8 protein-coding genes and 1 pseudogene are annotated in these 10,011 nt (G+C 37.4%); 6 read left to right on the top strand and 3 right to left on the bottom strand.

Annotated elements, in window-relative coordinates; genetic code table 11:
* The 6 genes and pseudogenes from ACPYKA_RS04940 to ACPYKA_RS04915 all read left to right on the top strand — a co-directional run.
* Positions 1-1,071: sensor histidine kinase (locus ACPYKA_RS04940; protein ID WP_479541272.1), on the top strand; the 1,071-nt coding region annotated here is incomplete at its 5' end.
* Complete coding sequence (locus ACPYKA_RS04935) at positions 1,068-2,150, top strand: LolA family protein (protein ID WP_479541271.1); 1,083 nt, start codon at positions 1,068-1,070, stop codon at positions 2,148-2,150. The genes ACPYKA_RS04940 and ACPYKA_RS04935, both read left to right, overlap by 4 nt.
* 21 nt (positions 2,151-2,171) lie before the next feature.
* Positions 2,172-2,861 (top strand): YknW family membrane protein, encoded by a 690-nt coding sequence (gene yknW / locus ACPYKA_RS04930; RefSeq protein WP_479541270.1) that lies wholly within the window; start codon positions 2,172-2,174, stop codon positions 2,859-2,861.
* Between the two features lie 3 nt (positions 2,862-2,864).
* Entirely contained in the window at positions 2,865-3,962 is a 1,098-nt protein-coding gene (locus ACPYKA_RS04925) for an efflux RND transporter periplasmic adaptor subunit (RefSeq protein ID WP_479541269.1), read from the top strand.
* A pseudogene (locus tag ACPYKA_RS04920) lies at positions 3,959-4,624 on the top strand (ABC transporter ATP-binding protein); the annotation flags it as partial. The gene ACPYKA_RS04925 and the pseudogene ACPYKA_RS04920, both read left to right, overlap by 4 nt.
* 101 nt (positions 4,625-4,725) lie before the next feature.
* Positions 4,726-5,931, top strand: coding sequence for an ABC transporter permease (locus tag ACPYKA_RS04915; RefSeq protein ID WP_479541268.1), 1,206 nt, complete (start codon positions 4,726-4,728; stop codon positions 5,929-5,931).
* A gap of 312 nt (positions 5,932-6,243) precedes the next feature.
* On the opposite strand, the gene ACPYKA_RS04910 is transcribed toward ACPYKA_RS04915, so the two are convergent.
* The 3 genes from ACPYKA_RS04910 to ACPYKA_RS04900 all read right to left on the bottom strand — a co-directional run bounded on the left by ACPYKA_RS04910 (position 6,244) and on the right by ACPYKA_RS04900 (position 9,832).
* The gene (locus tag ACPYKA_RS04910) at positions 6,244-7,233 is read right to left on the bottom strand and encodes an NADPH:quinone oxidoreductase family protein (RefSeq protein ID WP_479541267.1); all 990 of its coding nucleotides are present in this window, start codon (positions 7,231-7,233) and stop codon (positions 6,244-6,246) included.
* A 79-nt stretch (positions 7,234-7,312) separates the two neighbouring features.
* Positions 7,313-7,981 carry an HAD family hydrolase gene (locus ACPYKA_RS04905; protein ID WP_479541266.1) on the bottom strand — a complete coding sequence of 223 codons (669 nt, stop codon included), beginning with the start codon at positions 7,979-7,981 and terminating at the stop codon, positions 7,313-7,315.
* A 348-nt stretch (positions 7,982-8,329) separates the two neighbouring features.
* A complete protein-coding gene (locus ACPYKA_RS04900) occupies positions 8,330-9,832 on the bottom strand; it encodes a transposase (protein ID WP_479541265.1) in 1,503 nt (500 codons plus the stop codon).
* Between the last annotated feature and the right edge of the window lie 179 nt (positions 9,833-10,011).

The following is a 10,011-nucleotide window of genomic DNA, read 5'->3' as shown; positions in this document are numbered from 1 at the left end:
GGGAGCATCGTCGGTTTTTTTGATATCGAAATTGCCAGAGAGGAATTAATTTCTACAATTATAAAGCGCGGCTGGATCGTCATTGGGTTATTTGTTACTTCCTTCATCCTGATCTATGCGGCAATTGCTGTTATCGTTAATAGAAGATTGAATAAAAGATTGTACGGATTAATGGATGAGATGTCAGCATTTGCTAGTGGAAATGCTCATGCGGAAACAGAAACGGGCAAAGATGAAATCGGTGAATTAAAACAGCATTTTTATGCAATGCGAAAACAAATCATCGCCGCTCGGGAAGAAATTGACCAAGAACAAAAAGAAAAAGAATATATGGTTGCAACAATTTCTCATGATCTAAAAACACCACTTACATCAATCAAGGCATATGCGGAATCGCTAAGTGCAACAGAAGGACTTTCCTGTAAAGATCGTGACATGTATCAGAAAGTAATTATAGATAAGTCAGACTTTATGAAACAAATGCTAGATGATTTAATTACACACACATTACTACAATCACGAGATTATGAACTGGAACTGGTAACTGTCGATGGGGAAGAATTTTTTGATATGATTATTTCGGATTATGAAGCTTTATGTGATAAGAAAAACATTCAATTATTCGCTTGTAATATTGTTCATGGAGAATATGATGTTAACCCAAAACAAATGATGCGAGTTGCCGATAATTTAATGATGAACGCCATTCGACATACACCTGAATCAGGAAAAATATGGATTATTGCACTCTCTGAAGCTAGTAATCTAGAAAATGGTTTATTTGAATTTGTGAAAAATGCATATACATTTGATTTTACACAATATGCCTACCTTGTCGTACAAAACGAAGGGGAAGGAATATCGGCAGAAAAATTAAATTTCTTATTTGATCCGTTATACCAAGTGGATCAAGCACGCAGTAAAAAAGATTCCCACGGTACAGGATTAGGACTTTCCATTACGAAACAAATTATTGAAAAACATGGTGGAGAAGTCGACGGGTTGTCAAAAGAAAATATTGGAGCATGCTTTATTTGTTCGATACCAAAAAGAAAGGAGGAAGTCGGTTGAAAAAAACTGTATTCGCACTCATAGGATTCTCTGTCGTTCTCCTGATCGGTTGTGGTAAAATGAATCAATTTTCACCAGAGCAAGTTATCGCCAATGCGCTAGAAACAGATAGCGACACGTCCTATTACGGAGAAATGGAAATGACGATTAAAGGTATGGGTGAAAATGAAATATCATCTCTAAAAGAGTGGCGTCAAAATGAAAAATCTCGAGTAGAAATAGATGATGATGGAGGGGAAATTATAGCGATTAATGATGGGAAGGCCTTCATCGTGTATCAAGAAAAAGAAAAGAAAGCATACTCTTTTGAACAGGAAGAATTACAGGAATTAAATATGAATCCAAAAGAGCAAGTGGAAATGTTACTAGAAATGATACAGGATACGCATGATGTGCAAAACGTTGGGGAAGAAGAAATTAATGGTAGATCGACATTTCATATGGTTGCTCGGAAGCAGAAAGATCAAAAGACTTTACTTGGTGACCAAGAAATATGGATTGATAAGGAACATTGGGTAGTATTAAAAATGAATTCATCAAGTGGAGATGTGCAAATCAACCTGGAGTACAAAACAATAGACTTTAATGCTAAAATAGACGAATCCAAATTCCAGTTAGATCTGCCAGAAGATGTTGAAATCGAGACTTCAGCTGATTTTGAAGATTTATATTCTGAAGAAGAAATTACACTAAAAGATATCCCCAAGAAAATGGATACTTCTTCTGTATTATATATTCCAAATGGAGAAGAACATGAGTTGGATAATATTTCTTTTCTCGAAATGAAAGGTGAACCAAGCTACCAAGAGGTGATGATTGATTATACCAAAGACGACTTTCCTCTCATGACATTATCTATTCTTCCATTAGAAGATACGGAAGAAGATGCAGATTTGTTTGGTGATGGTTTGGAAAAAGAACCGATCCGAGGAGAAGAAGGATTATATATTGATATGGAAGAATTCCGTTTTATTAGTTGGAGTGAAGGAGGTTTAAGATATTCGATTGAAATTATAGCTCCAAATGTCACGATAGACATGGTGAAAAAGTGGGCAAACGAAATGGAAAAAATTAATTAAACATTAGGGAGTTGAAGAATCATGACAAATGAAACGAATACAGAAATAGAACAACCGAAATTAGAAAAACCATCTCTTTTTGGGATGATAATGAATCCGAGAGAACAGTTTGAGAGAATACGAGAAAATCCGAAAATAATTGTAGCCTTGATTATCGTGACTGTACTTACAATTGTTGGAATGTTACTTATGATGAACGGGATCGACTTCATGGATGATCCAGCTTTCGCAGGTATGAGTGAGGAAGAAATGATGATGGTGGCAATAGGTAGTCAAATCACCTTTGTTATTGCTGGAGTATTTACGCCTATTTTCACTCTTCTTATTTTCTCAGTTGTACAAATTATTATCGCTAAAATTGTTCGTTCCGAGGTAACGTTTAAGCAACTGTTCTCGATGAACACGTACATCTATATTATTAGTGTGATTAGTGTGTTAGTAAATGGAATTGTATTTATGCTGATAGGTGGTAATTCGGGAGTAATGGTTACAAGCTTAAATTCAATCATTGGTGCGGAAGGTATTTTAGGTGCTGTCTTTAATTCCATTGAAATATTTTCTATATGGGCATTAATTATTACTGCGTTGGGCTTACAAATTGTAGCTAGATTTTCAAAAGGATTATCTTGGTCGATCGTCATAGTTTTCTATGTTGTAGGCCTTATATTCCAAATGATTTCTGCAGGACTTAATACGATGATGGGTGTTTAATACATGAAGAAAAAATGGATTGTAATCGGAGTTATCACAATAATTGTCTTATTAATTGGCATTAATGTTTGGAAAAGTTTTGCTAGTTCAACCGTTAAAGTAGAAACAGCCACATTAAGCCAAGAAGTAATGAAAGAAACTGTCATGACTCCAGGAACATTAAAATTAGAAAAAGAACAATATGTATATGTACAGCCTGAAAAAGGGGAAGTTGCTGAGATTTTTGTTGAAGAAGGCGATAAAGTAGAAAAAGGGGATCAACTAATTCGCTATGAAAATAAACAATTAGATCTTGAACAACAACAAAATGATTTACAAATTAGATCTACGGCACTTAACTTGGAGAATATTCGCAAAAAACATAATGAGATAGATAAAGAGTTGGAAAAGGATAAAGACAATGAAATGTTGCAAGAAGAGCATGATCAAATAAAATTAGAACAACAAATGACGAATATCGAACTTGAACAAGCGAATTTGCAAAAAGAGTCCATTGCTTCCGAGTTAAAAGAATTAATAGTGACAGCTGATGTCGATGGAACTGTCTTAAAGGTGAATGAAGAAGTAAGTTCACAAGGCCAAATGGCGGAAGAATCACTCATTCGGATCGGTACTTTAAATGAAGTAATTGTAGAAGGAACAATCTCTGAATACGATACGTTAAATATATCTGTTGGGCAAAAAGTTATTTTAACCTCTGATGCCGTTCCAGATGAAGAGTGGCAAGGAGAAGTAAGTTTCATTGGCGACTTACCTGAGGAAACGGCAATGGAAATTGATCAAACAGATGCAAGTGTTGTCTATCCAATTCGTGTTACTTTAGATGAAGATATAAAGTTAAAACCTGGATTTAAAATGCTAATTGAAATTGTTACAAATGAAGATAAAGTTAATACATTGCCACTCAATGCGGTCGAGCAAATAGATGATGCTAACTTTGTTTATATTGTAGAAGACGGGAAAGCCAAGCGAGTTGAGGTGAAGATCGGGTCTGTCGATTCAGAAAAGATGGAGATAAAAGATGGTATTACAAATGAAGATCAAGTAATTATTGATCCTCCTGCAGATATTTCTGAGGGGATGGAAGTGACAGTAAAATGATTCAACTAAAAAAGGTAGTCAAAAGCTATCCCGTAGCAGGGGATGATTTAGTCGTTTTAGAAGATATCAATCTCCAAATTAATAAAGGTGAATTTGTAGCCATCATGGGGCCATCCGGATCCGGTAAATCAACATTAATGAATATTATTGGCTGTTTGGATAAACCTTCAAGTGGTGAATATTTACTAAATGGAAAGCAGGTTTCTGATTATGACGAAAAAGAACTAGCACAAGTTAGAAACCAATCGGTCGGATTCGTTTTTCAACAATTTCAATTATTACCCCGGCTAAATGCACTACAAAATGTTGAGTTGCCGATGATCTATGCCGGTATAGGAAAAAGTGAGCGCCTTGAGCGTGCAAAGGAGGCACTTGGAAAAGTTGGGCTATCCGACCGAGCAGATCATTTACCAAATGCACTTTCGGGTGGACAGAAACAACGTGTCGCAATTGCACGTGCAATTGTAAATGAACCGGACATTATCCTTGCAGATGAACCTACAGGTGCACTTGATTCCAAAACAGGTGTGCAAATAATGGATATGTTTACTATGTTAAACAAGGAAGGAACGACAGTTATCCTCGTTACACATGAAGCGGAAATTGCTAGTTATGCCGATCGGACAATTTTTGTTAGAGACGGAATGTTGACATCTGCAGAAGAAGTGGTCGGTCAGGAAGCTTTAGAAAAATTAATGGAATTAGATGAACCGGTAGAAACGGATTTGGAAAATAATGTGAGCGATATAGGGGAGGGTGAGGCGTGAGTATTTTAGAAAATATTAAGATGGCTTTCGCTTCCCTTCGTGCTCATAAAATGCGCTCTATTTTAACGATGCTTGGAATTATTATAGGCGTTGGCTCCGTAATCGCAGTTGTTGCAATTGGTCAAGGTGGAGAAGCGGTGTTAAAGTCCCAGTTTACGGGAGAGTCTAATACAATCGAACTTTTCTACATGCCTTCAGATGCAGAAATTGAATCAAATTCCAGTGCGCTCTTTGAAGATGCTTTTACCCAAGAAGATATTAAAGCAATCGAGGCAATTCCGGAAGTGGAAAAGGTAGTTGCAACAAGTACGGAATCATCGACCGTTCGCTACCAACAGGAGACGACAGATGGAATGATTATGGGAATAAATCAGGCGTATCTAGATGTACAAGGTATAGAGATTGCTGAAGGAAGAAATTTAATGGCAGCAGATTTTTTATCAGGGGCAAGAGTTGCTGTCGTTAGTGATAAATTCCAAGAAGAATTGTTTGAAGAAGAGGATGAGGATGAAAAGTTATTAGGAAAAGTTGTCTATATAGGTGGGCAACCAGTTGAAATTGTAGGTGTTATGGAAAGCGAAGGTGGAATTTTTAGTCTAAGTTCCAATACAGCCTATTTGCCGATGAAAACATGGCAATCTGTTTTTGCCAAAACATCGATTACAGAAGTGGCGATTAAAGCAGCTGGTACTGATGAATTGCAAGAAGCGGGAGAAAAAGCCGCGTCCCTACTCAATCAAATGCATGATAAAGAGGACGCATACCAAATTTTAAATATGGAAGAAATTGCTGCAGGAATTGGACAGATTACCCGGATTATGACAATTATTATTAGTAGTATTGCTGGAGTTTCACTTTTGGTTGGCGGTATCGGTGTGATGAATATTATGCTCGTATCCGTAACCGAAAGGACAAGAGAAATTGGGGTACGAATGTCACTTGGAGCTACCCGGGGTCAAATCTTATTTCAATTCTTAATCGAAGCAATGACGTTAACCTTAATGGGAGGAATCATTGGAATGCTACTAGGATCTGGTGCAGCTCTTGCTGTATCACATTTTGCAGGCTGGCCACCACTCGTTTCATTACCTGTAATCATTGGTGGAATATTATTTTCCATGTTTATCGGAATTATTTTCGGATTGTTACCAGCGAACAAAGCATCCAGACTTGATCCAATTGAGTCTTTACGATATGAATGATAAACAGTGGGGAAAAATGTTGTGTTCACGATTTGATAGGCGAGCGCTGATATATTGGAGATATCGCTGAATTAATTCTTCAAACCGCTGATAAAAGTGGTAATTCGCCGATAAAACTTGTTAAACCGCTGATATATAGGAGATATCGCTGAATTAATTCTCCAAACCGTTGATAAAAGTGGCAAAGCGCTAATATAATCGTTAATTCGCTGATATAAAAAGTATAGCGCTGATATAATTTCATCAATAAAAAAACCACGTAAGGCTAGTTCTCAGTGAACTCCTAACGTGGTTTATTATGTCAAGGATGGTCTAATCTAGTTTTACTACTGTTCTTCCTTTTACTTTTCCGGCTAAAATATCTTTTAATGTTGCTGGCAGTTCTTCCAAAGTTACTTCATTCGAGATTTCTGCTAATTGTTTCGGTTTTAAGTCGTCGCTCATTCGCTTCCATAATTCTGCACGAACTTCCATCGGACAATAGACGGAATCAATCCCTAGCAAGTTTACTCCTCTTAAAATAAATGGAAAGACTGTTGTTGGCACATTTGGCCCTCCTGTTAGACCAGTTACGGCTACAGATCCGCCGTATTTCGTTGTGCTTAATACATACGCAAGTGTTTTTCCTCCAACCGGATCGACTGCAGCTGCCCACCGCTGTTTATCAAGGGCTCTAATTTTTTCTGGTTGTAAATCTTCTCTAGAAATGATCTCTTTTGCACCAATCTTATGTAAATAATCATGTTCGGAAGTTTTTCCAGTACTTGCAACGACTTCATATCCAAGTTTTGCAAGCATTGCCACAGCAGAGCTTCCTACTCCACCAGACGCACCAGTAACGAGGACTTGTCCGTCTTCGGGTTTCAAACCATTATGCTCTAACCGATGGATGGAGAGTGCTGCGGTAAAACCGGCAGTCCCATATACCATAGCTTCTTTCATGGTAAGTCCTTCAGGTAATGGGACAATCCATTCAGCTGGAATTCTCGCATATTCACTGTATCCGCCGTAATGTGAAACGCCAATTTCATAACTTGTAGCGATCACTTCATCGCCTTCTTTAAATCTATTATTCTTAGAATTAACTACGGTTCCCGCCAGATCAATCCCCGGAACATGCGGATAATCACGAACAATTTTTCCATCCGGAGTAGCGGCAAGCCCATCTTTATAGTTAACGCTCGAATATGCTACCTTAATAATGACATCTCCTTCAGGTAGATCATCTAAACTTAGATTAGAAATAGTTACATTGAATTCGTTTTCACGTTTATTTACAACAAGTGCTTTAAAGTTATCCATACGTTACATCGTTCCTCCCTCAAGTTTTCTGTTGTTACCATTATAATAGAAATAATGTCATTATGCAGAGTCTAAGATTTTAATAAATAATTTCCCATTTATTTTTATTAGCAACTACTTTTAGCTTATCGTCTGGACATACGGCTACAGGATTACCGACAATTTTTAATACCGCAAGATCGGAATAACTATCCCCATAAGCATAACTATTGTCCCAGTCAATCTGTTTATCTTTTAAATTTTCATAGATTCGTTCAGTTTTCCGTTCAGCTTGTACATGATCGATAGGTATATGAACATCCAACAAACTGTTTTGAAGCGGAACTTCAGTACCAATAATTTCATCAACGAGAGTATGAAACTCTTTTGTCGCTGCTTGGAGCAAGGGAGTAAACGCCCCAGAAACAATCATAACGTATTCACCGTTTTCTGCATGATTACGAAGTTTTGAGGTAACTTCCTTATTAAAATCTTCCTTCATTTCTTTTGCGACTTCCGCAAAATATTCTTCTAATTCATTTTTAGTCAGCCCAGAAAATGCCCGTAAATAGCGTTGCATTAATTGTCTTTTCATCTTTCCTTCTGGATAGACACGCATTTTGTATCCAATATACGGAGCCAAAATGGATCGATAAAAACTGTTGTACCGAGGCCCATATACGGGATGCTCTTTTAAATGATTCATTAACAGTGTAAAAGTTTCCTTCTTATATAATGTTCCATCGAAATCAAAAATTGCTACTTTCATTGTATCACCAGCTTCTAAATCAAATTGTGTATCCTATAGCATACAACGATAAAAAGGTAGAAGCAAAGGAAGTAAACAGTTTTGAAAAACAGGAATAAAAATGTCGGAAAATGACGAAAACAATTTGGTTAATTATTGTAGAAGTACATTTTTGTGTATAGGAAATATGATATGATTATTATAACCGAAATAGGAGGGAAATAATATAGAGACTCGGAAATTAACTGAGTGATTTTAGGACTTTTGGAGAGTAAAAATGAATAATGTTACATTTTAAATTCTTTGATTAAAAAAGCCCATGCCAAATAAACCTGCAAAATGCAGTTTTTAAAAAATTGGGTTCTATTTTTAAATGGTTAACATCATTTTTGCTTTTGCATGCAGCTCCTTAAACTGCTTTTTTCTGGATTCCTTAACCCATGCATCTGCATGTTGGCACATGGCGATGATATATGTACGAATGTTCCAATGGCGGGAGCTTCGTCCATTTGAGCCTTCCAGATTATAATCTATTTTTTGGCGTTTGATACATCGTTCAGCACCGGTACGTAGTGCATAGCGTTTACGCCATTCCTTACTGTCACGTTTTACACGTGGAAATAACCTAGGGTTATTTTTGGTCGATGTATAAAATGTTCGTCCGTAACTCGAATCAGAGCATGGATTAGAACATTGCCATCCACCAACGACTGCAGGACAACGCCATTTGCGACGGTAACGCTTTTTATCCACGCCCCAATTAATCATTTCGCGACCAATGGGGCACACGGGAACACCGTCCAAATTAATATCCATTTCATTATACGTGAACTGTTTGGAACGCCTTGGGTTTAGGTCAATGATGGCGGAAACGTCGTAGTGTTCCAACATTTCATAGATGGGAAAAGCGTCGAAGGCTGAATCTAAGATGCTTTCCCCAATTTTCCATTCAGGGTACCAATACAGAAGCTCATGATAGGTACTCACAAGCAGGACAGAGTCATGCTTGCTTGCCCGATACAGCCTTGGATAAATGGGTAAATCATAAGGGCTTTCAGCAGCACTCACCATGAAAAGGTTTCGACCAAAATAATACTTTTCACGAGAACTATCCCACCCATAATTTGCATCGGGATCGGAAAATTTTCGTAAGCAATTGCATTTCCAATTTCCCTGTTTGCGGCATTTACAAAGGAATTTTCCATATGGTCGGCCACCAGTTTCTACTGGTGTACCATCAGCCAAGATGCTTAATGACTGAGGATTTCCCAAAAGCCCTTGTGCGGCAGAGTGTTCTACAAACATGGACTTAAATAGCTGTTGCAGCGCATCATGAGCTTTAGGCGAATAATAATTTTTTCGTTGTTTAAGCGCACGACGAACCAGCTTTTCAACAATTCCAGGGTTATTAGGTTCCATTTTTTGATTCTTTTTTCCTTTCTTTTTTGGCTTTTTGAGCTTTTTCTTCTTCTTATTCATCAAGTGGGGAGAAGGTGCAAGCCAAATCCGGTTAAAAAAGTCATAAAAGGTACCAACCCCAGGAGTCGAGTCTGGTTCAAAACCACTTAAAATGGCGTATAGTGGAATGGTTTTTAACGCTTCTACCCATTTATCGACACTTGTGTATTGGAGCTTATACATCAAAAGCAAACTCCGAAGCATGTCACTTGGGTTACGTGGTTTTCTTCCTCTGGGATTGGAAGAATACCGGTGTTTAAGTAAATCGGCAGTTGGTGCTAAATCCATAACACTTACCCAAACAACGAGATCAAAGTAAAAATCTCTAATAAATTTTTTACTTATGCCCGATGAATCAAATTGGTTAGAAATAAATTCTAGGTACTCCTCATGTGAGCGTACTTGTGTAATCAAACAATATCCCCCCATTTCGTCAAAAAATAATGCCTTCAAGCCGATTGTTAGGGCGATATTAAAAAGTCAAGTAATATGCTCGTTTGATTTTGGGTTTGGGGGTGAAGCAACACAAAAGCCCTAGTCGTAAGACTAGAGCTGATGCGGAAATTTAATTTCCGAGAGACTATATAATTTGT

It is taken from the genome of Pseudogracilibacillus amylolyticus (SeqCode) (assembly GCF_051918545.1).
Lineage (GTDB): Bacteria > Bacillota > Bacilli > Bacillales > Amphibacillaceae > Pseudogracilibacillus.
The sequence above is the reverse complement of the archived record's forward strand: the minus strand, read 5'-3'. Positions and strand labels throughout refer to the sequence as shown.